Below are 22,775 nucleotides of genomic sequence, written 5' to 3' on the forward strand. Positions count from 1 at the left end.
AGCTTCAGGAGCTCCTCCAGCGTGCGCACGCCGGCCATGCCGTTGCCGACCATCACGAGCTTGAGTTTCTTCATCATGGGTGGGCCTTTCGGGGATTAAGCAATCGGAAGCGCACGGCGCGCGTAGAGAATCGCGCCATGAGCTTTGAAGTGGACATCGGCTACAGCAGCCAGCGCGGACCGCGCGACGTGAACGAAGACTTCGCGGGCGCCGTGAACGCACCGCCGGGCGAGGAGTCGCGCGGGCTCATCGCGGCCATTGCCGATGGCGTGTCCACCGGCGGGCGCGGCCTCGAGGCGGCGCAGACCACCGTCATGGGCCTGCTGGCCGACTACTTCGCGACGCCCGACACCTGGGAGCCGACTGCCGCGCTCGACCGCCTGGTCGCGGCGCAGAACGCCTGGCTCGCCGACCACAACCGCCGGCGGCAGGGCGGCGCCACCGCGCTCACCACGCTGACGGCGCTGGTGCTGCACGGCCAGAGCTACACGCTCGCGCACGTGGGCGACACGCGCGCCTGGCGCGTGCGCGCCGGCGGCGAGCCGGCCATGCCGCTGACCCAGGACCATGCCTTCGAACACCCCGACATGCGCAGCCGCCTGACGCGCGCCATCGGCCTCGACGACCAGGTGCGTGTCGACTACGCGCAGGGCGACGTGCGCGTGGGCGACTGCTTCGTGCTCAGCACCGACGGCGTGCACGGCGTGCTCAAGCCGCAGCGCCTGGCCGCGCTGGCCCTGCAGGGCGGTGCCGAGGAGGCGAGCGAGGCGCTGGTGCGCGAGGCGCTCGATGCCGGCACGCGCGACAACGCGACCGCGCTGGTCATCCGCGTCGTCGGCCTCGATGTGCGGCAGCTCGACGACGAGCTCGGCGATGGCCGCCGCCTGGCGCCGCCGCCTTTCTTGAAGGTGGGCGACGTGCTCGACGGCTACGTTGTCACCGGGCTGGTGGCCGACACCGGCGTGCACCTGCTCTACCAGGCGCGCAATGCGGCCACGCGCGAACTGGTGGCACTCAAGACGCTGCATCCCTCGCGCGCCAGCGACCCGCAGGAGCGCGCGATGCTCGCGCACGAGGCCTGGCTGGGCCAGCGCGTGGGCAACAGCGGATTCGTGCGCGTGCACGAGCGCGCCGAGAACGCCAGTGCGCTTTACATCGTGTTCGACTGGCACGGCGGGCGCACGCTGGAGCAGATGCGCAAGTCCGGCGCGCGCGGCGCGGTGGCCGAGGTGGTTTCTGCGGCCATCGAGCTCACCAAGGCCCTGGGCCGGCTGCATCGCCATGGCGTGGTGCATCGCGACATCAAGCCCGGCAACCTGCACCTGGGCGACGACGGCCGCTGGCGCATCCTCGACCTGGGCGTCGCGCTGTCGGGCCGCGAAGGCGCGGCCCAGCGGGAGCTGCATGCCGGCACGCCCAGCTACATCAACCCCGAACAGTGGGAGGGCGCCGAAGCCGACACCGCGAGCGACCTGTTCGCGCTCGGCGTCACGCTGTACCAGTGGCTCGGCGGCCACCTGCCCTATGGCGAGATCGAGCCCTACCAGGTGGCGCGCTACCGGCGCGATCCGGCTGCACTCTCGCGCCTGCGGCCCGACGTGCCCGTGTGGCTCGACCACCTGGTGCGCAAGGCCGTCGCGCGCGATCCGCGCGAGCGCTTCGAAACCGCCGAGGAAATGCTGCTCGCCCTGGAGCGCGGCGCTTCCCGCCCCGTGAGCGCGCCCGCCGCCACGCCGCTGATCCGCCGCGATCCGGCTGCGCTCTACAAGATCGCGCTGGCCGTGTCGCTGCTGTTCAACGCACTGCTCGTGGTGTGGCTGCTGTTTCTGCCACGTTGAGAGATGGGATGGCGCGCGCTTCATCGGATGCCTTTTTGTCTACGGCCGCGCTCCGCGCTTAACTTCGCCGGAGGCGAAGTTAGCCTGCGACGAAAAGGCGGTCGTGCGGGCACGGCCGCCTTTTTCGGCCCAGGTGCGGGTCCAGCGGATCTGCATCACGCGCATGACGCCCAGCATCACCAGCGACAGCGCGCCGAAGAACACGAAGCCCCAGACGTAGCTGCCCAGGTACTGCTTCGACAGGCCCATGGCGTTGGGCACCAAGCCGCCGCCCAGCGCGCCGATCTCCCCGATCATCGAGCCGGCCACCGCGGTGCTCGTGGGCCAGCGCAGCGGCACCAGCTGGAACAGCGCGCCGTTGCCCGCACCCAGCGCGGCGAAGCACACGATCAGCAGCAGCGTGGTGAGCGCGAGCGATGCCGACGAGATGCCCACCAGCACGAGCCCGAGCGCCACCACCAGCAGCACCACGGTCAACGTGTTGACGCCGCCCCAGCGGTCGGAGATCCAGCCGCCGACGATGCGCACCGCGGCGCCCATGAAGGCGGCCAGCATCGTGAGCTGGCCGGCCTGCACCTTGCTCACGCCGAACTGGTCGTAGTAGTAGGAGGGCAGGAAGGTGGTGAGCCCGATGAAGCCGCCGAAGGTCACGCCATAGATCAGGCTGAACACCCAGCCGTCCTTCTCGAACAGGCAGGCGATGTGTTCGCGGAAGCTGGCGTGGCTGTCGACGTCGGGTGGTTCCTTGGCAAAGACGATCATCACGATCATCGGCACGAGGATGGCGCCGGCCGCCACGCCGTACACCGCCTGCCAGCCGAGCCACTGCGCGAGCGGCGGCGCCACCAGCACCGACACCGCCGTGCCCACGTTGCCGGCGCCCACCAGGCCCATTGCCAGGCCCTTGTGCTGCGGCGGGAACCAGCCCGAGCCCAGCGACAGCGCCACGCCGAAGCTTGCGCCCGCAATGCCCAGCAGCACGCCCATGGCGAGCAGGTCGTTGAAGCTCTTCACGAAGAAGAAGCCGAACAGCATCGCCACCGCGATCAGGCCCATCTCGACCAGCGTCGCGTTCTTGCGGCCGATGTACTGCGACAGGATGCCGAGCGGAAAGCGCATCAGCGCGCCCGCGATGATCGGCACCGACAGCATCAGCCCCTTTTGTGCGGGCGAGAGGTCGAAGCTCTCGCCGATGAAGGGCGCCATCGCGCCGTTGAGCACCCAGATGCAGCACGAAAACGAGAAGTACAGGAAGGACGCAAACAGCGTCGGCCCGTGGCCGGAATGCAGAAAGGTCTTGAAGCTGGACATGGCGTTCAATCGTGCGAAATGCCGCGGCGCGGCCTTGCAGGAGCCGTGTCGGCGGACGGGGTTGGGGCGGGATGCCGGCGGCGGACGCTGCCGGCGTGGGGGTGCTTCCCGGCACGTGCAGTGCCGGGATGGATGCAGGAGCCTGCAGCCTCACCAAAGCGGTGCTTCGTTACACCGCACCCCGTTCGATGCAAGAGGCGTGCCCGCGAAAACGCGCGGGCCTGGCCTATGCTTGCGCTGCTCTCCGACACCTCGCCATGATTTCCCTTCTCGCCGTTCTGCCCAATGAATTCGCCGGCTCCGCGCCCTTGCCGGAGCTGCCGGAGCCGCTGCGGCTGGCGCTGGAGGGGACGAATGCCACCATGCTCGGAGTGGCCACCTGCCACACGCTGGTGCAGCAGGTGGGTGCGCTTGCACCGCAACAGGCATGGGTCCATCTGCCCGAGCCGGCGGATCAGCTGCCGGCGCTGGTCGAAGCACTGCAGGCCTGGGGCGGCGCGCCGCCTTGCGCGCTGAGCCTGGCCAGCGCGCCGCTGAGCAGAGAACAGCACGAGGCGCTGGCTGCGCTCGGCGTGCATGCCTGGGCGCCCATCGATGCGCTGGACGCCGTGTCGCTTGCTGCACTGCTCGCCCGCGCGCAGGCCCGCTGGCAGCGCGAGGCCGCGCTGCGCACCGAGCTCGACGCGCTGCGCACGCGCATGGACGAGCGCAAGTGGGTCGACCGCGCCAAGGGCCTGCTGATGTCGGCGCGCGGCATCGGCGAAGACGAAGCCTTCGGCCTGCTGCGCGGTGCCGCAATGCATGCCAACCTGCGGCTGGGCGAGGTGTCTCGCTCGGTCATCGAGGCCGCGCAGTGGGCCGATGCGATCAACCGCGCCGGCCAGCTGCGCATGCTCTCGCAGCGGCTGGTGCGCGTGGCGGCGCAGCTGCTGTCGGGCATCGACGTGCAGCGCGCGCGGGTTCTGCGCACGCAGTCGACCGAGCGGGTGCAGCAGAACCTCGATCATCTGGGCACCCTCGAGCTGGGCGCGGCCGGCGTGCTCGCGCTGGGCGAAGTGCAGGCCGCCTGGAGCGCGCTCGCCGCGTCGCTGGCCGCGCGTCCCGCGCAGCAGGGGCTGGCCGAGATCGACGCGCGTGGCGAGGCCTTGCTGTCGGCGGCCGAGGCCATGACGGAGGCGCTGGAAGCATCCGGCGCGCGGCGTGCGCTGCGCATCGTCAACATCTGCGGGCGCCAGCGCATGCGCGCGCAGCGCCTCGCGAAGGACGCATTGCTCGCGTCGATCATCGGGGCAGAGGCTTCGCGCGGCCGGCTGCTGCCGACCATGAACGAGTTCGAGGCCGCGCTGCTGGAGCTGGAGCGCGCGCCCCTCAGTTCACCCGAGATCCGCGCCGCGCTGGCGGCCGCGCGCGACGAATGGCTGCGCCTGGTAGGCGGCGTGCAGGCGCTCGAAAGCCCCGAAGGCCGCGCAACGCTGGTGCGTTCGAGCGAGGCGCTCGTCGACACCTTCGAGCGCCTCACGGGTTGGTACGAGCACAGCCTGCAGGTCATCATGTCCTGAGCCTGGCTCACTCCCAGTCTGCGCGCACTTCGTGTCGCTTCGCCAACCCCCTCACCGGGGGCAACACCAGCGGCCCGGCGAAGCCGGTTCCGCGGTGTTCCACGAAGGGCTGGCATCGCGTCATGCGCCTTGCGCGCCGGGTCAGGCTGCGACTTTTTCTACGTGCGCCTGGCGCGTGTAGAGGAAATCGATCACCGCCTTGCGGGCGTGCACATAGGCCGGGTCCTCGGCCAGCTCGACGCGGTTGCGCGGCCGGGCGATGTCGACCTTCAGCACCTCGCCGATGGTGGCGGCCGGGCCGTTGGTGAGCATCACGATGCGGTCGGAGAGCAGCACCGCCTCGTCGACGTCGTGCGTGACCATGACGACGGTGCTCTGCGTCTTCTGGACGATGGCGAGCAGTTCGTCCTGCAGCTTGGCGCGCGTGAGCGCGTCGAGGGCGCCGAAGGGCTCGTCCATCAGCAGCACCTTGGGTTCCATCGACAGCGCGCGCGCAATGCCCACGCGCTGCTTCATGCCGCCGGAGATTTCGCCGGGGCGCTTCTGCGCGGCGGCCGAGAGGCCGACCATCGCGAGCGCCGCATCGGTGCGCGCGCGCAGCTGCGCCTTGCCTTCGGTGGCGGCAAAGACGCGCTCGACCGCGAGGTACACGTTCTCGAAGCAGGTGAGCCAGGGCAGCAGCGAGTGGTTCTGGAACACCACCGCGCGTTCCGGGCCTGGGCCCTTGATTTCCCTGTTCGCGCACAGCAGCACGCCCTGCGTTGGCGTGGTCAGGCCGGCGATGAGGTTCAGCAGCGTCGACTTGCCGCAGCCCGAATGGCCGATCAGCGTGACGAACTCGCCCTTGGCCACGTTCAGGTTGACGCCCTGCAGCGCAAGGAAGCTGCCCTTGGCGGTCTTGAAGCGCTGCTCGACGTTGTGGATCTCGATGTACTTCGAATCATCATTCATGACTTCACCTCTTCGAACGTGAATGCGGTTGCAAGCTTGATGAGCGCGAACTCCAGCACCAGGCCGACGATGCCGATCACGAAGATCGCGATGATGATGTTGGCGACGTTGAGGTTGTTCCACTCGTCCCACACCCAGAAGCCGATGCCCACGCCGCCGGTCAGCATTTCGGCCGCGACGATCACCAGCCATGCGGTGCCCACGGCCAGGCGCACGCCGGTCAGCATGTAGGGCAGCACGGCCGGGAACAGAATTTTTGTGAAGATCTTCCACTCCGACAGGTTCAGCACCTTCGCCACGTTCATGTAGTCGCTCGGCACGCGCTGCACGCCCACCGCGGTGTTGATCACCATCGGCCAGATCGAGCAGATGAAGATGGTCCAGATGGCCGCCGGGTTGGCACCCTTGAACACCAGCAGGCCGATCGGCAGCCAGGCGAGCGGCGAGACCGGGCGCAGCAGGCTGATGAGCGGATTGAACATGCGCGAAAGGAACTCGAAGCGCCCGATCGCAAAGCCCGCCGGAATGCCGACCGCCGCGGCCAGCCCGAAGCCCAGCGCCACGCGCTGCAGCGACGAGAGTACGTTCCAGCCCACGCCCTGGTCGTTCGGCCCCTTGCTGTAGAACGGATCGCTGAACACCGTGAGCGCCTGCTGCCAGGTGGCCAGCGGCGATGGAAAGCCGGTGGTGCTCTTCATGGCCACCAGCTCCCAGATCAGCACCAGCAGGCCGAAGCCCGCGAGCGGCGGCAGCACGCGCATCCAGAAGGCGCGCAGGTCGATGGGGGTGCGCGGCTTGGGCTCCCCGGCGGCAGCGGCGGGTTGCGAGGGCGCCTCGGCGCGGGGCACACCCTCGCTCCGACCCTCTCCCGCACGCGGGAGAGGAAGGGATGCGTCCATCGGCGAATGAAATACAGCGCTGACCATGATGTGTTTCTCCTCAGGCATGCAGCTTGAAAGACTCGGCGTACTTCTTCGGATCCTTGCCGTCCCACACGGTGCCGTCGAACAGCTTGCTGCTGCGCATCACGTCCTTGGGCACCGGGGTCTGCGTGGCGGCGGCGGCCTGCTTGTAGATGTCGATGCGGTTGATCTCGGTGGCCACCTTCAGGTAGTCCGGATGCTCCTTCAGCAGGCCCCAGCGCTTGTGCTGGGTGAGGAACCACATGCCGTCCGACAGGTAGGGAAAGCTCACGGCGCCGCCGTTGTAGAACTTCATGTGGTTGGGGTCGTCCCAGCTCTTGCCCATGCCGTTGACGTAGCGCCCCAGGATGCGCTGGTTGATCGCGTCCACACTGGTGTTGACGTAGCTCTTGTCCGCGATGGTCTCGGCCATCTTGTTCTTGTTCTGCAGGCCGGTGTCGATCCACTTGCCGGCTTCGATGATGGCCGCGGTGACGGCGCGCGCGGTGTTGGGGTACTTCTTGACGAAGTCGGCCGTGGTGCCGAGCACCTTCTCGGGGTGGTCCTTCCAGATGTCCTGCGTCGTGATGGCCGTCACGCCGATGCCGTCCATGATCGCGCGCTGGCCCCAGGGCTCGCCCACGCAGTAGCCGTCCATGTTGCCCACGCGCATGTTGGCCACCATCTGCGGCGGCGGCACCGTGATGTTCTTGACGTCCTTGAAGGGATCGATGCCGGCCGACGCGAGCCAGTAGTAGAGCCACATTGCATGCGTGCCCGTGGGAAAGGTCTGTGCGAAGGTGTATTCGCGCTTCTCGCTCGCGATCAGCTTGGCGAGCGAGGCGGCATCGACCGCGCCCTTGTCGGCCAGCTTCTTCGAGAGCGTGATGGCCTGGCCGTTGTTGTTGAGCGTCATGAGCACGGCCATGTCCTTCTTCGGGCCGCTCAGGCCCAGGTGCATGCCGTAGACCAGGCCGTAGAGCACGTGCGCCATGTCCAGGTCGCCGTTGGAGAGCTTGTCGCGCACGCCGGCCCAGCTGGCTTCCTTGCTGGGCACGATCTTCACGCCGTACTTCTTGTCGATGCCCAGCACCGAGGCCATCACCACGCTGGCGCAGTCGGTCAGCGGGATGAAGCCGATCTTCACTTCTTCCTTCTCGGGCTTGTCGGAGCCCTGGGCCCAGACTGCGGCACGCAGCGCAGGATTGACTCCCACGGCGCCGATGGCGGCGGCTTGCAGTACGCGGCGGCGGCTGAGGCGGGTTTTCAGCGGGTCGGTCATGTGGCGGGCTCCGGTTGAAGAACAACAAACAAAGGAAGGCAAAAAACAAAAAGGCGTCCCGCACCGCGCAGGGGCTGCTCGAAAACGAGCCCTTGCGGGATGGGGGACGCCTTTGTCCGATCTCGGCGGGCAACACCCGCCGTTGGGTGCCACCTGCCTGGGACCCGAAGGTCCATGTACTACTTCAGCAAACTGTGTGCCAGCTTTTGCCGCCGCCAATTGCTATCGAATCGGCAGCAGGAGAGCGGTTGCCGGCATGAGCGCAAGGGCCACAGGGCGGAAATCCGGATGCATGCACGGTTGTTGTGCACTGCACCAATCCGAACGCTTTTTGGGGCGGCGCTCAGCGCCGGGGCGCCGCATCGAGCGGCAGGTAGTCGGCCATCGCGAGCATCGACTCGGCCACGTCGACCAGGCGGCGCTTCTGGTTCATGGCGGTCTGCAGCAGCATCTTGTGCGCTTCGTTCTCGCTCATGCGGCGGTGCGCCATCAAGAGGCCCTTGGCGCGCTCGACCAGCTTGCGCTCGTTGAGGGAGGCGCGCACGGTCTCGAGCTCGTCGCCCATGGCCTGCAGCCGGCGCGACTGCTCCTGGACCATGTCGAGCACCGAGCGCTCCAGGTGGCGGCCGTATTGCGCGGGCTCGGTGGCCCGGGTGTCGGCGTCGTCGAAGAACAGCGCGCCCTCGGGCTGCGGCGCGAGGTTGCCGAGCACCTGCTGGTAGCGCTGCAGTTCGCTGCGTGCCTGCGCGGTCTTGCGGGCGCAGAGTTCGCGCAGGTCGGCGGCCAGCCGGTCCTCGACGGTTTTCATGGCGTCGATGCGGCGCGTGCACCAGTCGAACCAGGCCTGGCTCAGCCGCGGGTCGGGAGCGGCCGCCGAGGCCGACTGGGCCGGGCTCACGCTCATGCGGCGCTGGCGCTCGATCTCGGCCATGACAGCCTCGGACTGGCTTTGGTGCCAGAGCGCCAGCACGCCGCTGCTCGAAAACTCGGTGAAGACCTGGAAGCAGCGCTCCTGCAGTTCGATGAGATGCAGCCATTGCTGGCGCTGCGCCTCGTCGCTGCGGCCCACGGCCAGCGAGGCGGCGCCGAAAGCACGCTCCTGGCCGGCGAATTCCTTGCCCTGCATGAAATTGAACATCGCCACCAGCAGGCGCGAGATCTCGGGATCGGTGGCGCCGTCGGCTGCCTCGAACACCACCGCCAGCAGGCCGGCCACGAGCTTGGCGAAGGCGGCGGTGGCCTGCGCGGGCGTCAGCTCAAGCGCGCCGATGCGGCGGCGCAGGGCGGGCAGGCCGTCCAGTCCCGGAAGCACCCAGGCGATGCGGCTGAAGAGGCGGGCGCTGTTGCCTGCGGTGGCGCCGGGGTGCGCTTCGGTCTCGAGCTGGTCGAACCCGGCGCGCACCTCCTGCTCGAGCGCCAGGCATTCGGCGATCTGCGGATCGCGCTGCTCGGCGAAGCGGCCGCCGCGCGAGGCGAGGAACACGTTGGACATGCCGCGCTCCCGCTGCAGCGCATGGACCAGCCGCGCGATCAGGCCGACCAGGTCGCTGGTGCGCGCGAGCTGGTCCAGCTCGTCGATTTCGCACCTTCGGGCGGCGATCAGAAAACTCAGTCCGGATTTCATGGCGGGGGAGGGGGAGCACAAGGCCCGCTGCAACATCCGTGCCGCACGGGCATTCCGCGCCGCCTACACTCCCGGGCATGCTCCTCCTGGGAATCGAATCATCCTGCGACGAAACCGGCGTGGCGCTGGTGGAAACGCATGGCGACGCACTGCCGCTGCTGCGTTCGCACGCGCTGCACAGCCAGATCGCCATGCACCAGGCTTATGGCGGCGTGGTGCCCGAACTGGCCAGCCGCGACCACATCCGCCGCGTGCTGCCGTTGACCGAGGCCGTGATGGCCGAAGCAGGCCGCTCGCTGGCCGAGATCGACGTGGTCGCCTACACGCGCGGGCCGGGCCTGGCCGGGGCCTTGCTGGTGGGCGCCGGCGTGGCCTGCGCGCTGGGCGCGGCGCTGGGCAAGCCGGTGCTCGGGGTGCATCACCTCGAGGGGCACCTGCTGTCGCCGTTCCTGAGCGCCGATCCGCCGGAATTCCCGTTCGTGGCGCTGCTCGTGTCGGGCGGCCATACGCAGCTGATGCGGGTCGACGGCGTGGGTCGCTACGAGCTTCTGGGCGAAACCATCGACGATGCGGCCGGCGAGGCCTTCGACAAGAGTGCCAAGCTCATGGGTCTGCCTTATCCAGGCGGCCCCTGGCTGGCCAAGCTGGCCGAGGCGGGCAACCCCGCGGCGTTCAAGCTGCCGCGGCCGCTGCTGCACAGCGGCGACCTCGATTTTTCGTTCGCGGGCCTGAAGACGGCGGTGCTGACGCAGGCCAAGAAGCTCGGCGCTGAACTCGAAGCGAACAAGGCCGACCTGGCCGCGTCCACGCAGGCGGCGATCGTCGAGGTGCTGCTGAAGAAATCGCTGGCCGCGCTCGGGCAGACGGGCCTCAAGCGGCTGGTGGTGGCCGGCGGCGTGGGCGCGAACCGCAGCCTGCGGGAACAGCTGAACGCCGCCTGCGCCAGGCGCGGCGTGCGCGTGCACTATCCGGAACTGCACCTGTGCACCGACAACGGCGCCATGATTGCGATGGCGGCCGCCATGCGGCTGCAGTCGGGCCTGGCCCAGGCGAGCGAGCGCTATGCCTTCGACGTCAAGCCGCGATGGCCCATGGCTTCGCTGATGGCGCCATCCGAGACGCCGCGGCCGGTGCCCGCGTAGCCGCCGACGGGCGCGAGCGGCCGAGCGACGGCAGCGGCAGCACGTCGAGCACATTGCGCCAGAGCTGGCGCCATTGCGGCCAGTCGTGGCCGCCCTCGGTGGTGAAGACGCGGCCTTCGGGCAGGGCGTCCGCCAGCAGCTTGTGGTTGCTGGCAAAGCGGTCGCTGAGGCCGAAGCCGAGGTAGAGCTGGGGCAGGCTCTGCGACTTCTGCGGCTCCAGGTACTGCTGGAACCAGGGCCAGAGTTTGCGGTCGACTTCCTCGTCGGGCAGGGGGCCAGCCGGCGCCTGCCAGGTGCGCAGGCCGCCGGCCTTGAGGATCTCGGCGCCCAGCACGCGGCGCCCCAGGTAGGGCGCCAGCGCGACGATGCCGTCGACCGAGCCCGGTCGCGACAGCTCGTGGATCAGCGCGCCGAAGCCGCCAATGGAAATGCCGACCAGCCAGATCGACTTGTAGCCCCTGGCGCGCTGCGGCTCGATGACGTCCGCATGCAGGCGCTCGCTGAGCGTCTGGTCGTAGTAGTAGGAAACATCGGCATCCACCAGCAGCGAGTCGGCCGCCAGGTGGCGCTCGCGCACGGCGCTGATGAAGCCCTCGCGCTCGAACTCGTCAGGTTTCAGGTAGGCGCCCGGAAGGAAGACCAGGAGCGTATCGGACCGTTCATCGTCTTTGGCTGACTTGAGGTGCGTGATCATGGCGTGCCTTGAGGGGCACCCGAATCCGCACCGTCATGGATTCGGTGCGTCTGTCGAAACGCCCACGAAGAAAGAAAATGTGAAAACGTCACATGATGTGACGTTATTCGCTGTCGTATTGTGATTAGGGAGCGTCTTCAAAGTCAAAAACAATAGATAACGACACTTTCCTCTTGTGGGCTTTGCAGGCTCAGTTGATCTGCAGCTGCGAAACCTGGCTGACCGGCACCCGCTTGCCCAGCTTCAGCGTGAGCACGCCGTTCTCGAGCTTGGCTTCGCTCGAGGACACGTCGATGTCCAGCGGCAATTCGTAGGCCGCCTTGAACTGGCGCTTGGCTTCTGCCTTGCTGTCGATGCGGACCACGGCGCCTTCGATGCCGATGGCGAGGTCTTCGCGCGAGAGGCCCGGCACGTCGACGGAAAGCGTCCAGCTCTTGTCGTCCTGCTCGACGAGCGGCGAGGGGCGCGTGCCGGCGAAGGCCTCGTTGACGAAGCGCTCGAAGGCGCGGTCGTACGAACGGGGTGCAAAGCGGGCGGTGCGAAGGGTGGGTGCGAAAAACATGTGAGAACTCCTGAATGAACACAATGGGGACAAGGAATGTGTGTCCCTTACACTGCGCGGCCATTCCATCCTGAGTGCCGCTTGTCACCTCATCTAGGCACAGCCGCACTCGTTTCAAGACAATGAATCCTCCCTTTATTTGGCGTCGCAAGGCCTTGAAATTTGCGGCGCTGGCGCTATGCGCGGCGCCCTTCGCAGCACAGGCGCAGGCAGCGCCCGCGCCGATCCGCCTCGCGCTGATCGAAAGCATGAGCGGGCCGTTCGCCAACACCGGCGAGGCGGTGTTCCGCAACCTGCTGTGGGCCGTGGAGCGCGTGAATGCGCGCGGCGGCATCAAGCTGCCCGGCGGCGCGCGGCCGCTGCAGCTCGACCGCTACGACAGCAAGGGGCAGAACGAGGAAGCGCTGTCGGCGCTGCGCGCGGCCATCGACGACGGCGCGCGCATCGTGCTGCAGGGCAACTCGTCGGCCACTGCCGCGGCGCTGATCGATGCCATCGAGAAGAACAACGAGCGCGACCCCGCGCGGCGCGTGATCTTCCTCAACTACGCGGCGGTCGACCCGGCGCTGACCAACGAGCGCTGCAGCTTCTGGCACTTCCGCTTCGACGCGCATGCCGACATGCGCGTGGCCGCGCTCATGCAAGTGGTGAAGGACGATGCAGCCATCAAGCGCGCCTACCTGATCGGGCAGGACTACAGCTTCGGCCAGGCGGTGCTGCGCGAATCGAAACGCCAGCTTGGCGTGCAGCGGCCCGACATCGAGATCGTCGGGGAAGAACTCCATCCGATGGGCAAGGTGAAGGACTTCGCGCCCTACGCCAGCAAGATCATTGCGAGCGGTGCGCAGGCGGTGTTCACCGGCAACTGGGGCAACGACCTCACGCTGCTCGTGAAGGCTGCGCGCGAGGCCGGCTTCAACGGCAGCTTCTATACCTTCTACGGCAACGCGCTCGGTGCGCCGGCAGCCATCGGCGACGCCGGCATCGGCCGCGTGATCGCGGTGGCCGACTGGCTGCCCAATGTGCAGAGCGCGCAGTCCGAGGCCTTCTACCGCGCCTTCCGCGCGCGCTTTCCCAAGCCCGCCGACGACTATGTGCACATGCGCATGCAACTGCTCGTGGAGTCGCTCGCGCAATCGATCGCGCGCGCGGGCAGCGTCGACGCGGTGGCCGTGGCGCGCGCGCTCGAGCAGGCCGACGTGAGCCTCTACGGACAGCGCGGCCGCATGCGCGCGGCGGACCACCAGTTCCAGCAGCAGCTGGTGGTCGGCGTGATGGACAGGCAGGGCAGTCCGGGCGTGCAGTTCGATGTCGAGGGGTCGGGCTACGGCTTTCGCGTGGTCAAGACCATCGCCCCCGAGCGCGCCGAGCTGCCGACCACCTGCAAGATGAAACGAATCTAGGAAACCAAGACATGCGTGAAGCCATCCACAACCTCGAAGCCTCCAAGATCCGCGAGGTGGCCAATGCAGGGCTCGGCCGCGACGACGTGCTCGCGTTCTGGTTCGGCGAAAGCGACGAGGTTACGCCCGAGGTGATCCGCCAGGCGGCCATCGATTCGCTGCAGCGCGGCGAAACCTTCTATGCGCACAACCTCGGCCTGCCCGAACTGCGCGAGGCCATTGCACGCTACACCAGCGCGCTGCATCCCGCGGTCGATGCGTCGCGCATCGCCGTCACATCCGGCGGCGTCAGCGCGCTGATGTTGGCGGTGCAGGCGCTGGTCGATGCGGGCGACGAGGTGGTCGCGATCACGCCCGTGTGGCCCAACCTCACGGCGCAGCCCGCGATCCTCGGCGCCCACGTGCGCACGGTGCCGCTGGTCCCCGCCGATGGTGAATGGACGCTCGACCTGGCCGCGCTGCGCAAGGCGGTCACGCCAGGGACCCGGCTGTTGATCGTCAACGCGCCCAACAACCCGACCGGCTGGACCATGACGCGCGAAGAGCAGCAGGCCGTGCTCGACCACTGCCGCGAAACCGGCACCTGGATCCTGGCCGACGAGGTGTACGAGCGGCTGTACTTTGAGCCCACCCCGAACGGCTGCGCGCCGAGCTTCCTCGATATTTCCAGGCCGGACGACCGGCTGGTGGTGACGCACAGCTTCTCGAAGAGCTTCCTCATGACCGGCTGGCGCCTCGGCTGGCTCGTGCTGCCGCCCGCGCTGGTCGACGGCATCGGCAAGCTGATCGAATTCAACACCTCCTGCGCCAGCGTCTTCACGCAGCGTGCCGCCGTCGCCGCCATCGCGCACACCGCGGAGATCACGCCCCGCGTGGTGGCCCATCTGAAGCAGTGCCGCGACACCCTCGTGCCCCTGCTGGCCGCACTGCCCGGCGTGCAGGTGGCCCCCGCCAAGGGCGGCATGTACGCTTTCTTCCGCCTCGAAGGCTTCGGCGACTCCCTCGACCTCGCCAAGCGCCTGGTCGTCGAGGCCGGCCTCGGCCTGGCCCCCGGCAATGCCTTCGCCCCCGAGGCCCAGGGCTGGCTGCGCTGGTGCTTTGCCTCCAAGGATCCCCAGCGCCTCGTTCAGGGCGTTGAGCGCCTCAAAACCTGGCTCGCCGCTCAGAAATAACAAGGAATAGCGAGGCCGAAGGCGAGCCGTCCGTTCCAGAGATGCCGCGGAACCGGCTCCGCCGGGCCGCAGGCGTCGCCCCGGTAGGGGGGAGGGAGGAGCGACACGAAGTGCGCGGAGCCTGGGGGCGAGCTATAATTAATGGCTTTGCATGCCGCAAGGCGCACGGTAAGGGCAGTTCCAGCGCTCACCGCAAGTCAAACATCCCGGAACAAAGGAAATTCAATGATCGCAGCCTCCATCAAGGCCGAAGTCGTCAAGGACAACGCCCGTGCCGCCAACGACACCGGCAGCCCCGAAGTGCAAGTCGCACTGCTGACCGCCCGTATCAACGAGCTCACCCCCCACTTCAAGACGCACGCCAAGGACCACCACGGCCGTCGCGGCCTGCTGCGCATGGTGAGCCGCCGCCGCAAGCTCCTGGACTACCTCAAGTCCAAGGATGCCGACCGCTACACCGCGCTGATCGCCAAGCTGGGTCTGCGCAAGTAAATCGAATCGCATGAAAAAACGCCTGGGTTAGTCCGCTAGCTCAGGCGTTTTTTACTTCGCGATCCACTTTCGGAGTGCCAAAACAGAGCGAAGCTGTGTCATTCCAATGAAGTTCCCGCCGAGCTTCGCTGGAATGGCATCGTGTTCTGAGAAGCCTCCGTCCCTGCGGAACCTGCGCCCAATGCAGGTCATCCGCTCTCAAAACAGGAGCAAAACATGAGCCTCTTCAACAAAGTCACCAAGTCCTTCCAATGGGGCGACAAGACCGTCGTCATGGAAACGGGTGAAATCGCCCGCCAGGCCAGTGGCGCCGTGGTGGTCGACATCGACGGCACCGTGATCCTCGCGACCGTGGTGGCCTCCAAGACCGCCAAGCCCGGCCAGGACTTCTTCCCGCTGACCGTCGACTACATCGAGAAGACCTACGCCGCAGGCAAGATCCCCGGCAGCTTCTTCAAGCGCGAAGCCAAGCCCAGCGAACACGAAACCCTGACCAGCCGCCTGATCGACCGTCCGATCCGCCCGCTGTTCCCTGAAGGCTTCCTGAACGAAGTGCACGTGGTCATCCACACGCTGTCGCTCAACCCCGAAGTCGACGCCGACATCGCCGCCATGATCGGCGTGAGCGCTGCGCTGTCGATCTCCGGCATTCCGTTCAGCGGCCCGATCGGCGCCGCCCGCGTGGGCTACATCAACGGCCAGTACGTGCTGAATCCGGGCCAGACCGCTCGCAAGGATTCGCAGATGGACCTCGTCGTGGCCGGCACCGAAGCCGCCGTGCTGATGGTCGAATCCGAAGCCCTGCAGCTCAGCGAAGAAATCATGCTGGGCGGCGTGGTGTTCGGCCATGAGCAGGCCAACATCGCGATCAACGCGATCCATGAACTCGTGCGCGACGCCGGCAAGCCGGTGTGGGACTGGCAGGCACCGGCCGAAGACGAAGCCTTCGTCGCCAAGGTCAAGAGCCTGGCCGAGGAAAAGCTGCGCGCCGTGTATCAAATCCGCAGCAAGCAGGCCCGCACGCAGGCCCTGCGCGAAGCCAACGCCAGCGTGATGAACGCGCTGAAGGAAAGCGGCGAACCCTTCGACGCCGGCAAGGTCAACGACCTGCTGTTCTCGATCGAAGCCAAGATCGTGCGCAGCCAGATCCTCTCGGGCGAACCCCGCATCGACGGCCGCGACACGCGCACCGTGCGCCCCATCGAGATCCGCAATTCCGTGCTGCCGCGCACCCACGGCTCGGCGCTGTTCACGCGTGGCGAGACCCAGGGCCTGGTCGTGACCACGCTCGGCACCGAGCGCGACGCGCAGCGCATCGACGCGCTGGCCGGCGAGTACGAAGACCGCTTCCTGTTCCACTACAACATGCCTCCCTTCGCCACCGGCGAAGTGGGCCGCATGGGCTCGACCAAGCGCCGCGAAATCGGCCACGGCCGCCTCGCCAAGCGCGCGCTCGTCGCCGTGCTGCCGACCAAGGAAGAATTCCCCTACACCATCCGCGTGGTGTCGGAAATCACCGAATCCAACGGCTCCTCGTCGATGGCCTCGGTGTGCGGCGGCTGCCTCTCGATGATGGACGCCGGCGTGCCGATGAAGGCCCACGTGGCCGGCATCGCCATGGGCCTGATCAAGGAAGACAACCGCTTCGCGGTGCTGACCGACATCCTGGGCGACGAAGATCACCTGGGCGACATGGACTTCAAGGTGGCCGGCACGACCAACGGCATCACTGCGCTGCAGATGGACATCAAGATCCAGGGCATCACCAAGGAAATCATGCAGGTCGCACTGGCCCAGGCCAAGGAGGCGCGCATGCACATCCTCGGCAAGATGCAGGAAGCCATGGGCGAAGCCAAGACCGAGGTGTCGCAGTTCGCACCGCGCCTGACCACGCTGAAGATCAACCCCGAGAAGATCCGCGACGTGATCGGCAAGGGCGGCGCCGTCATCCGCGGCCTGCAGGAAGAAACCGGCACGACGATCAACATCGACGAAGACGGCACCATCACCATCGCCTCGACCGACCCTGAAAAGGCCGAGTTCGCCAAGAAGCGCATCGAGCAGATCACGGCCGAAGTCGAAATCGGCAAGGTCTACGAAGGCCCGGTCACCAAGATCCTGGACTTCGGCGCGCTCATCAACCTGCTGCCCGGCAAGGACGGCCTGCTGCACATCAGCCAGATCGCGCACGAGCGCGTCGAGAAGGTGACCGACTACCTGAGCGAAGGCCAGATCGTCAAGGTCAAGGTGCTCGAGACCGACGAAAAGGGTCGCGTCAAGCTGTCCATGAAGGCCCTGACCGAGCGTCCGGCCGGCATGGAATACAGCGAGCGCCCGCCCCGTGAAGACCGTGGCGACCGCGGCGGCGAGCGCCGCGAGCGCTCGGACCGTGGCGGTGATCGCGGTGGCGATCGCGGCGAGCGTGCTCCGCGCTTCAACAACGAGCAGCAGCAGCCGCGCAACGAGCAGCCGCAGGCGCCCGTCGGCGAGTACGCACCGCGCGAATCGCAAGAGTAAGAAAGAAGGCGCGACGGCAGCCATGCCGTTGCCAATCCTTTTTTGATTCGCTAACCGCGCCCTGAAACGGGCGTTGCAGGCCAAAGACCATGAAAGCCATTGAAATCACTTCGTACGGCGCCCCCGAGGTGCTGCGCGCCGTGGAGCGCCCCGATCCGGTGGCCGGCGTGGGCGAACTGCTGATCCGCGTCGCGGCCAGCGGCGTGAACCGTCCGGACGTGCTGCAGCGCAAGGGGCACTACCCGGTTCCGCCGGGCGCCTCCGACCTGCCGGGCCTTGAGGTGGCCGGCGAGATCGTGTCGGGCGACGCTGCGGCGCTGGCCGAGGCGGGGTTCAAGATCGGCGACCGCGTCTGCGCGCTGATCGCGGGCGGCGGCTATGCCCAGCTGTGCGTGGCCCCCGTGGCGCAATGCCTGCCGGTGCCCAAGGGTTGGAGCGACATCGAGGCGGCCTCGCTGCCCGAGACCTTCTTCACCGTCTGGAGCAACGTGTTCGAGCGCGGCCGCCTGCAGAAGGGCGAAACCCTGCTGATCCAGGGCGGAACGAGTGGCATCGGCGTGACGGCCATCCAGATCGCCAAGGCGCTGGGCGCCACCGTGATCGCCACGGCCGGCAGCGATGACAAGTGCGAGGCCTGCAGGAAGCTGGGCGCCGACCACGCCATCAACTACCGCACGAGCGACTTCGCCGAAGAGGCGAAGAAGCTCACCGGCGGCAAGGGCGTGGACGTGGTGCTGGACATGGTCGCGGGCGACTACGTGGCGCGCGAGATCGAATGCATGGCCGAAGACGGCCGGCTCGTGATCATCGCAGTGCAGGGCGGCGTCAAGAGCGACTTCAACGCGGGCCTGGTGCTGCGCAAGCGGCTGGTGATCACCGGCTCCACGCTGCGTCCGCGGCCGGTGGCCTTCAAGGGGGCCATTGCCAAGGCGCTGCGCGAGAAGGTCTGGCCGCTGCTCGAAAGCGGCGCGGTCAAGCCCGTGATCCACAGCACTTTCGCGGCCGATGGCGAACCCAGCGGAGCGGCGCAGGCGCATGCGCTGATGGAATCCAACCAGCACATCGGCAAGATCGTGCTGACATGGTGACGGACGACAACACGATGACCACGAAAAAGAAGCTGATCGCGGGCAACTGGAAGATGAACGGCGGCCTCGCTGCCAACGAGGCGCTGGTGAAGGCCCTGCAGCAGGGGCTGGCCGCGGCGCCGGCCGGCTGCGACATCGCGCTGTGCGCGCCGGCCCCGTATTTCGCGCAGCTGCAGTCGCTGCTGGCGGGCTCCACGGCCATGGCGCTGGGCGCACAGGACATCTCGGCGCATCCCCAAGGTGCGTTCACGGGTGAGCATTCGGCGGCCATGCTGAAGGATTTCGGCGTGCGCTATGCGATCGTCGGCCATTCGGAGCGCCGCCAATACCACGGCGAGACCGACGAGGCGGTGGCGGCCAAGACGGCGGCTGCGCTCGCGAACGGCATCACGCCGATCGTCTGCGTGGGCGAAACGCTGGCCGAGCGCGAAGCAGGGCGCACCGAAGAAGTCGTCAAGCGCCAGCTGGCCGCGGTGATCCACGTCAATGGCCATTGCATCAGCGAGATCGTCGTGGCCTACGAGCCGGTCTGGGCCATCGGCACCGGCAAGACGGCGACGCCGGAACAGGCGCAGGCGGTGCATGCCGTGCTGCGCGCGCAGCTGCACCATGCCGCGAGCGAGCACGCCGCCGGCATCTGCATTCTTTATGGCGGCAGCATGAACGCGGCCAACGCCGCGCAGCTGCTGGCGCAGCCCGACATCGACGGCGGGCTGATCGGCGGCGCGTCGCTCAAGGCCCCCGACTTTTTGCAGATCATTTCCGCCGCTTCCCGCTGAACGCGGGCCGTGGCCGACATCAATTAGGAGTAAGAACGAATGAATGTGGTCCTCAATCTACTGGTCGGCGTGCAGATGCTGTCGGCCCTTGCAATGATCGGGCTGATCCTGATCCAGCACGGCAAGGGTGCCGACATGGGCGCGGCCTTCGGCAGCGGCAGCGCGGGCAGCCTGTTCGGTGCGAGCGGCAGCGCGAATTTCCTTTCGCGCACCACGGCAGTGCTGGCGGCGGTCTTCTTTGCCTGCACCTTGCTGCTGGCCTACTTCAGCCACGCACGGCCGGTGGGCGGCGGCAGCCTGCTGGAGCGCGCGGCTGTCGGTACGCCGGCAACGCCCGCTTCGGGCGCTGCAGGGCAGATTCCGGGCGGCACCTCGGGCGCAGCGCCTGCCGGTGCACCTGCTTCGGCGCCTGCCGCACCCGTTTCGGGCGCGGGCCAGATCCCGAACAAATAATCAAGTTGTTTTCATGAAGCTGTCGGTGAGAAACTGCTTCATTTCAGGGTAAACTCTAAAGCTGTTCGGAAAGCCAAACACCTTTCCAGGTACCTCATGCCATCCGAACAAAAAACCGCGGTCGTGGTGAAATTGGTAGACACGCTATCTTGAGGGGGTAGTGGCGAAAGCTGTGCGAGTTCGAGTCTCGCCGACCGCACCAAATCTCACCGGCAGAAAACCTCATCCAGAGTGTTTTCCTGCCGGTGGCAAGCGGTGAAAAATCTCCCGATGAACCTCGATTCCTATCTCCCCGTCCTCTTGTTCATTTTGGTCGGTGTCGGTGTAGGCGTCGCACCGCAAGTCATCGGCTACATCCTGGGTCCCAACCGGCCCGACGCAGCGAAGAACGCTCCCTACGAGTGCGGCTTCGAGGCCTTCGAGGATGCGCGCATGAAATTCGACGTGCGCTATTACCTCGTTGCCATTCTCTTCATCCTGTTCGATCTCGAGATTGCCTTTCTCTTTCCATGGGCGATTGCGCTCAAGGAAATCGGCGCCGTCGGCTTCTGGGCCATGATGATCTTTCTCGCCATCCTCGTCGTGGGCTTCGCCTACGAGTGGAAAAAAGGCGCGCTCGACTGGGAATGACAAGGAATCGACAAAATGGCCATTGAAGGCGTCATGAAGGAAGGCTTCGTCACCACCACCTACGACTCGGTGGTGAACTGGGCGAAGACCGGATCACTTTGGCCGATGACTTTCGGTCTGGCTTGCTGTGCCGTCGAAATGATGCACGCAGGCGCAGCCCGCTACGACATCGACCGTTTCGGCATGCTGTTCCGGCCCAGCCCGCGCCAGTCCGATCTGATGATCGTGGCCGGCACGCTGTGCAACAAGATGGCGCCGGCGCTGCGCAAGGTCTACGACCAGATGCCGGAGCCGCGCTGGGTTCTTTCCATGGGCTCCTGCGCCAACGGCGGCGGCTACTACCACTACAGCTATTCGGTGGTGCGCGGCTGCGACCGCATCGTGCCGGTGGATGTCTACGTGCCGGGTTGCCCGCCCACCGCCGAAGCGCTGCTTTACGGCGTGATCCAGCTGCAGCAGAAGATTCGCCGCACCAACACCATTGCGCGCGCCTGAGGGATTGCCGACGATGACTGATTTTGCAATTTCGCCGGAGGTGCTGCGCGCCACCATTGCCGAGACCCTGGGCGCCAAGGCCAGGAGCGTCACGGTTGCGCTCGGCGAGGTGACCGTGGTGGTCGGTGCTGCCGACTACATCGAAGCCGCCATGCTGCTGCGCGATGCGCCCGGCTGCCGCTTCGAGCAGCTGATCGACCTCTGCGGCATGGACTACTCCGACTACCGCGAAGGCGAGTGGCAGGGCGAGCGCTATGGCGTCGTCACGCACCTGCTGTCGGTGAGCCTCAACCAGCGCGTGCGCCTCAAGGTGTTTGCGCCGAACGAAGACCTGCCCGTGGTCGATTCGCTCCAGCCCGTCTGGAATGCCGCCACCTGGTTCGAGCGCGAAGCCTTCGACCTCTATGGCATCGTGTTCGAAGGCCACGACGACCTGCGCCGCATCCTGACCGACTACGGCTTCATCGGCCATCCGTTCCGCAAGGACTTCCCGGTGTCGGGCCATGTCGAAATGCGCTACGACGAAGAGCAGAAGCGCGTGGTCTACCAGCCGGTATCGATCGAGCCGCGGGAAATTACCCCGCGCGTGATTCGCGAAGACAACTACGGCAGCGGTTTGCATTGATATGGCCGAAATCAAGAACTACACACTCAACTTCGGTCCCCAGCATCCTGCGGCCCACGGCGTGCTGCGCCTGGTGCTCGAGCTCGACGGCGAAGTGATCCAGCGCGCCGATCCGCACATCGGCCTCCTGCACCGTGCGACCGAGAAGCTTGCCGAATCGCGCACCTTCATCCAGTCGCTGCCCTACATGGACCGTCTCGACTACGTGTCGATGATGTCCAACGAGCACGCCTACTGCCTGGCCATCGAGCGGATGCTGGGCCTGGACGTGCCGATCCGCGCGCAGTACATCCGCGTGATGTTCGCCGAGATCACCCGGCTGCTGAACCACCTGCTGTGGCTCGGCGCGCACGGTCTCGACTGCGGCGCGATGAACATGCTCATCTACTGCTTCCGCGAGCGTGAAGACCTGTTCGACATGTACGAAGCCGTGTCGGGCGCGCGCATGCATGCGGCGTACTTCCGTCCGGGCGGCGTCTACCGCGACCTGCCCGATGCGATGCCGCAGTACAAGGTCAGCAAGATCAAGAACGCGAAGGCCATCGAGAAGCTCAACGAGAACCGCCGGGGTTCGCTGCTCGACTTCATCGACGATTTCTGCAAGCGCTTCCCCGGCATGGTCGACGAGTACGAGACGCTGCTCACCGACAACCGCATCTGGAAGCAGCGCACCGTCGGCATCGGCGTGGTGACGCCGGAGCGCGCGCTGAACCTCGGCTTCACCGGCCCCATGCTGCGCGGCTCGGGCGTCGAATGGGACCTGCGCAAGAAGCAGCCCTACGACGTCTACGACCAGATGCAGTTCGACGTGCCGGTCGGCAAGACCGGCGACTGCTACGACCGCTACCTCGTGCGCGTGGAAGAAATGCGCCAGGCCAACAAGATCATCCAGCAGTGCTCGGCCTGGCTGCGCGCCAACCCCGGCCCGGTGATCACCGACAACCACAAGGTCGCCGCGCCCGCGCGCGAATCGATGAAGGCGAACATGGAGGAGCTGATCCACCATTTCAAGCTCTTCACCGAAGGCTTCCACGTGCCCGAAGGCGAGGCCTATGCCGCCGTCGAGCACCCGAAGGGCGAGTTCGGCATCTACCTGGTGAGCGACGGCGCCAACAAGCCGTACCGCCTGAAGATCCGCGCGCCCGGCTTCCCGCACCTCGCCGCCCTCGACGAAATGTCGCGCGGCCACATGATCGCCGACGCTGTCGCGGTGATCGGCACGATGGACATCGTGTTCGGCGAAATCGACAGGTGAG

Annotated in this window: 21 protein-coding genes and 1 tRNA gene; 15 read left to right on the forward strand and 7 right to left on the reverse strand. The window is 66.9% G+C overall.

Annotated features, from left to right (window positions below):
- Positions 1–137: 137 nt before the first annotated feature.
- Positions 138–1,838, forward strand: coding sequence for a bifunctional protein-serine/threonine kinase/phosphatase (locus FB547_RS31455; protein ID WP_145747539.1), 1,701 nt, complete (start codon positions 138–140; stop codon positions 1,836–1,838).
- 39 nt (positions 1,839–1,877) lie between these two features.
- On the opposite strand, the gene FB547_RS31460 is transcribed toward FB547_RS31455, so the two are convergent.
- The gene (locus tag FB547_RS31460; protein ID WP_145747540.1) at positions 1,878–3,149 is read right to left on the reverse strand and encodes an MFS transporter; all 1,272 of its coding nucleotides are present in this window, start codon (positions 3,147–3,149) and stop codon (positions 1,878–1,880) included.
- A gap of 257 nt (positions 3,150–3,406) precedes the next feature.
- Between FB547_RS31460 and FB547_RS31465 the strand changes: the two genes are divergently transcribed.
- Positions 3,407–4,708 carry an ANTAR domain-containing protein gene (locus FB547_RS31465; RefSeq protein WP_145747541.1) on the forward strand — a complete coding sequence of 434 codons (1,302 nt, stop codon included), beginning with the start codon at positions 3,407–3,409 and terminating at the stop codon, positions 4,706–4,708.
- A 141-nt stretch (positions 4,709–4,849) separates the two neighbouring features.
- Here the strand turns inward: FB547_RS31465 and FB547_RS31475 are convergent, their stop codons facing one another.
- From FB547_RS31475 to FB547_RS31490, 4 genes are all read right to left on the reverse strand, one after another.
- Positions 4,850–5,659, reverse strand: a complete 810-nt coding sequence (locus tag FB547_RS31475) for an ABC transporter ATP-binding protein (protein WP_012748620.1) — start codon at positions 5,657–5,659, stop codon at positions 4,850–4,852.
- Positions 5,656–6,585: a nitrate ABC transporter permease gene (gene ntrB / locus FB547_RS31480; RefSeq protein WP_145747542.1), complete on the reverse strand. Its 930-nt coding sequence runs from the start codon at positions 6,583–6,585 to the stop codon at positions 5,656–5,658. Before ntrB ends, FB547_RS31475 begins: the two co-directional genes overlap by 4 nt.
- A gap of 13 nt (positions 6,586–6,598) precedes the next feature.
- Positions 6,599–7,843: a CmpA/NrtA family ABC transporter substrate-binding protein gene (locus FB547_RS31485; RefSeq protein WP_145747543.1), complete on the reverse strand. Its 1,245-nt coding sequence runs from the start codon at positions 7,841–7,843 to the stop codon at positions 6,599–6,601.
- A 343-nt stretch (positions 7,844–8,186) separates the two neighbouring features.
- Positions 8,187–9,467, reverse strand: a complete 1,281-nt coding sequence (locus FB547_RS31490) for a nitrate regulatory protein (protein ID WP_145747544.1) — start codon at positions 9,465–9,467, stop codon at positions 8,187–8,189.
- Positions 9,468–9,544: 77 nt separating this feature from the next.
- Here FB547_RS31490 and tsaD point away from each other — a divergent pair, with 77 nt between their 5' ends.
- Positions 9,545–10,609 (forward strand): tRNA (adenosine(37)-N6)-threonylcarbamoyltransferase complex transferase subunit TsaD, encoded by a 1,065-nt coding sequence (gene tsaD, locus FB547_RS31495; RefSeq protein WP_145747545.1) that lies wholly within the window; start codon positions 9,545–9,547, stop codon positions 10,607–10,609.
- Here tsaD and FB547_RS31500 read toward each other — a convergent pair.
- Positions 10,542–11,303 carry an alpha/beta hydrolase-fold protein gene (locus FB547_RS31500; RefSeq protein ID WP_145747546.1) on the reverse strand — a complete coding sequence of 254 codons (762 nt, stop codon included), beginning with the start codon at positions 11,301–11,303 and terminating at the stop codon, positions 10,542–10,544. The genes tsaD and FB547_RS31500 overlap by 68 nt on opposite strands.
- Before the next feature lie 190 nt (positions 11,304–11,493).
- Positions 11,494–11,865: an Hsp20/alpha crystallin family protein gene (locus tag FB547_RS31505; protein ID WP_145747547.1), complete on the reverse strand. Its 372-nt coding sequence runs from the start codon at positions 11,863–11,865 to the stop codon at positions 11,494–11,496.
- A 122-nt stretch (positions 11,866–11,987) separates the two neighbouring features.
- Between FB547_RS31505 and FB547_RS31510 the strand changes: the two genes are divergently transcribed.
- The 12 genes from FB547_RS31510 to FB547_RS31565 all read left to right on the forward strand — a co-directional run bounded on the left by FB547_RS31510 (position 11,988) and on the right by FB547_RS31565 (position 22,774).
- Positions 11,988–13,268 carry a branched-chain amino acid ABC transporter substrate-binding protein gene (locus tag FB547_RS31510; protein WP_145747548.1) on the forward strand — a complete coding sequence of 427 codons (1,281 nt, stop codon included), beginning with the start codon at positions 11,988–11,990 and terminating at the stop codon, positions 13,266–13,268.
- A gap of 11 nt (positions 13,269–13,279) precedes the next feature.
- Complete coding sequence (locus tag FB547_RS31515) at positions 13,280–14,440, forward strand: pyridoxal phosphate-dependent aminotransferase (protein ID WP_145747549.1); 1,161 nt, start codon at positions 13,280–13,282, stop codon at positions 14,438–14,440.
- Positions 14,441–14,665: 225 nt separating this feature from the next.
- Positions 14,666–14,932, forward strand: coding sequence for a 30S ribosomal protein S15 (rpsO, locus tag FB547_RS31520; protein WP_007837783.1), 267 nt, complete (start codon positions 14,666–14,668; stop codon positions 14,930–14,932).
- Between the two features lie 216 nt (positions 14,933–15,148).
- Positions 15,149–17,449, forward strand: coding sequence for a polyribonucleotide nucleotidyltransferase (gene pnp, locus FB547_RS31525; protein WP_145747550.1), 2,301 nt, complete (start codon positions 15,149–15,151; stop codon positions 17,447–17,449).
- An 89-nt stretch (positions 17,450–17,538) separates the two neighbouring features.
- Positions 17,539–18,537, forward strand: a complete 999-nt coding sequence (locus FB547_RS31530) for an NAD(P)H-quinone oxidoreductase (RefSeq protein WP_145747551.1) — start codon at positions 17,539–17,541, stop codon at positions 18,535–18,537.
- The gene (gene tpiA, locus FB547_RS31535; protein WP_145747552.1) at positions 18,531–19,316 is read left to right on the forward strand and encodes a triose-phosphate isomerase; all 786 of its coding nucleotides are present in this window, start codon (positions 18,531–18,533) and stop codon (positions 19,314–19,316) included. The genes FB547_RS31530 and tpiA overlap by 7 nt, the downstream gene beginning before the upstream one ends.
- Before the next feature lie 39 nt (positions 19,317–19,355).
- Complete coding sequence (gene secG, locus FB547_RS31540; RefSeq protein ID WP_145747553.1) at positions 19,356–19,769, forward strand: preprotein translocase subunit SecG; 414 nt, start codon at positions 19,356–19,358, stop codon at positions 19,767–19,769.
- Positions 19,770–19,886: 117 nt separating this feature from the next.
- Positions 19,887–19,971 (forward strand) — tRNA-Leu (locus tag FB547_RS31545).
- Between the two features lie 68 nt (positions 19,972–20,039).
- Positions 20,040–20,399 carry an NADH-quinone oxidoreductase subunit A gene (locus FB547_RS31550; RefSeq protein ID WP_012748607.1) on the forward strand — a complete coding sequence of 120 codons (360 nt, stop codon included), beginning with the start codon at positions 20,040–20,042 and terminating at the stop codon, positions 20,397–20,399.
- 15 nt (positions 20,400–20,414) lie between these two features.
- Positions 20,415–20,894: a NuoB/complex I 20 kDa subunit family protein gene (locus FB547_RS31555; protein ID WP_012748606.1), complete on the forward strand. Its 480-nt coding sequence runs from the start codon at positions 20,415–20,417 to the stop codon at positions 20,892–20,894.
- A 13-nt stretch (positions 20,895–20,907) separates the two neighbouring features.
- The gene (locus tag FB547_RS31560) at positions 20,908–21,519 is read left to right on the forward strand and encodes an NADH-quinone oxidoreductase subunit C (protein ID WP_145747554.1); all 612 of its coding nucleotides are present in this window, start codon (positions 20,908–20,910) and stop codon (positions 21,517–21,519) included.
- A gap of 1 nt (position 21,520) precedes the next feature.
- Positions 21,521–22,774, forward strand: coding sequence for an NADH-quinone oxidoreductase subunit D (locus tag FB547_RS31565; protein ID WP_145747555.1), 1,254 nt, complete (start codon positions 21,521–21,523; stop codon positions 22,772–22,774).
- Position 22,775: the final 1 nt, after the last annotated feature.

It is taken from the genome of Variovorax beijingensis, from assembly GCF_007828835.1.
In the GTDB taxonomy this organism is placed as follows: Bacteria; Pseudomonadota; Gammaproteobacteria; order Burkholderiales; family Burkholderiaceae_C; genus Variovorax; species Variovorax beijingensis_A.

Excerpts from the sequence above, each read along its gene's own strand:
- FB547_RS31510 (WP_145747548.1), top strand. The coding sequence starts at position 11,988 with ATGAATCCTCCCTTTATTTGGCGTCGCAAGGCCTTGAAATTTGCGGCG.
- FB547_RS31555 (WP_012748606.1), top strand. The coding sequence starts at position 20,415 with ATGGCCATTGAAGGCGTCATGAAGGAAGGCTTCGTCACCACCACCTAC.
- tpiA (WP_145747552.1), top strand. The coding sequence starts at position 18,531 with ATGGTGACGGACGACAACACGATGACCACGAAAAAGAAGCTGATCGCG.
- ntrB (WP_145747542.1), bottom strand. The coding sequence starts at position 6,585 with ATGGTCAGCGCTGTATTTCATTCGCCGATGGACGCATCCCTTCCTCTC.
- FB547_RS31500 (WP_145747546.1), bottom strand. The coding sequence starts at position 11,303 with ATGATCACGCACCTCAAGTCAGCCAAAGACGATGAACGGTCCGATACG.
- secG (WP_145747553.1), top strand. The coding sequence starts at position 19,356 with ATGAATGTGGTCCTCAATCTACTGGTCGGCGTGCAGATGCTGTCGGCC.
- tsaD (WP_145747545.1), top strand. The coding sequence starts at position 9,545 with ATGCTCCTCCTGGGAATCGAATCATCCTGCGACGAAACCGGCGTGGCG.
- FB547_RS31505 (WP_145747547.1), bottom strand. The coding sequence starts at position 11,865 with ATGTTTTTCGCACCCACCCTTCGCACCGCCCGCTTTGCACCCCGTTCG.
- FB547_RS31515 (WP_145747549.1), top strand. The coding sequence starts at position 13,280 with ATGCGTGAAGCCATCCACAACCTCGAAGCCTCCAAGATCCGCGAGGTG.
- FB547_RS31455 (WP_145747539.1), top strand. The coding sequence starts at position 138 with ATGAGCTTTGAAGTGGACATCGGCTACAGCAGCCAGCGCGGACCGCGC.
- rpsO (WP_007837783.1), top strand. The coding sequence starts at position 14,666 with ATGATCGCAGCCTCCATCAAGGCCGAAGTCGTCAAGGACAACGCCCGT.
- FB547_RS31465 (WP_145747541.1), top strand. The coding sequence starts at position 3,407 with ATGATTTCCCTTCTCGCCGTTCTGCCCAATGAATTCGCCGGCTCCGCG.
- FB547_RS31530 (WP_145747551.1), top strand. The coding sequence starts at position 17,539 with ATGAAAGCCATTGAAATCACTTCGTACGGCGCCCCCGAGGTGCTGCGC.
- FB547_RS31485 (WP_145747543.1), bottom strand. The coding sequence starts at position 7,843 with ATGACCGACCCGCTGAAAACCCGCCTCAGCCGCCGCCGCGTACTGCAA.
- FB547_RS31565 (WP_145747555.1), top strand. The coding sequence starts at position 21,521 with ATGGCCGAAATCAAGAACTACACACTCAACTTCGGTCCCCAGCATCCT.
- FB547_RS31550 (WP_012748607.1), top strand. The coding sequence starts at position 20,040 with ATGAACCTCGATTCCTATCTCCCCGTCCTCTTGTTCATTTTGGTCGGT.
- pnp (WP_145747550.1), top strand. The coding sequence starts at position 15,149 with ATGAGCCTCTTCAACAAAGTCACCAAGTCCTTCCAATGGGGCGACAAG.
- FB547_RS31460 (WP_145747540.1), bottom strand. The coding sequence starts at position 3,149 with ATGTCCAGCTTCAAGACCTTTCTGCATTCCGGCCACGGGCCGACGCTG.
- FB547_RS31560 (WP_145747554.1), top strand. The coding sequence starts at position 20,908 with ATGACTGATTTTGCAATTTCGCCGGAGGTGCTGCGCGCCACCATTGCC.
- FB547_RS31475 (WP_012748620.1), bottom strand. The coding sequence starts at position 5,659 with ATGAATGATGATTCGAAGTACATCGAGATCCACAACGTCGAGCAGCGC.
- FB547_RS31490 (WP_145747544.1), bottom strand. The coding sequence starts at position 9,467 with ATGAAATCCGGACTGAGTTTTCTGATCGCCGCCCGAAGGTGCGAAATC.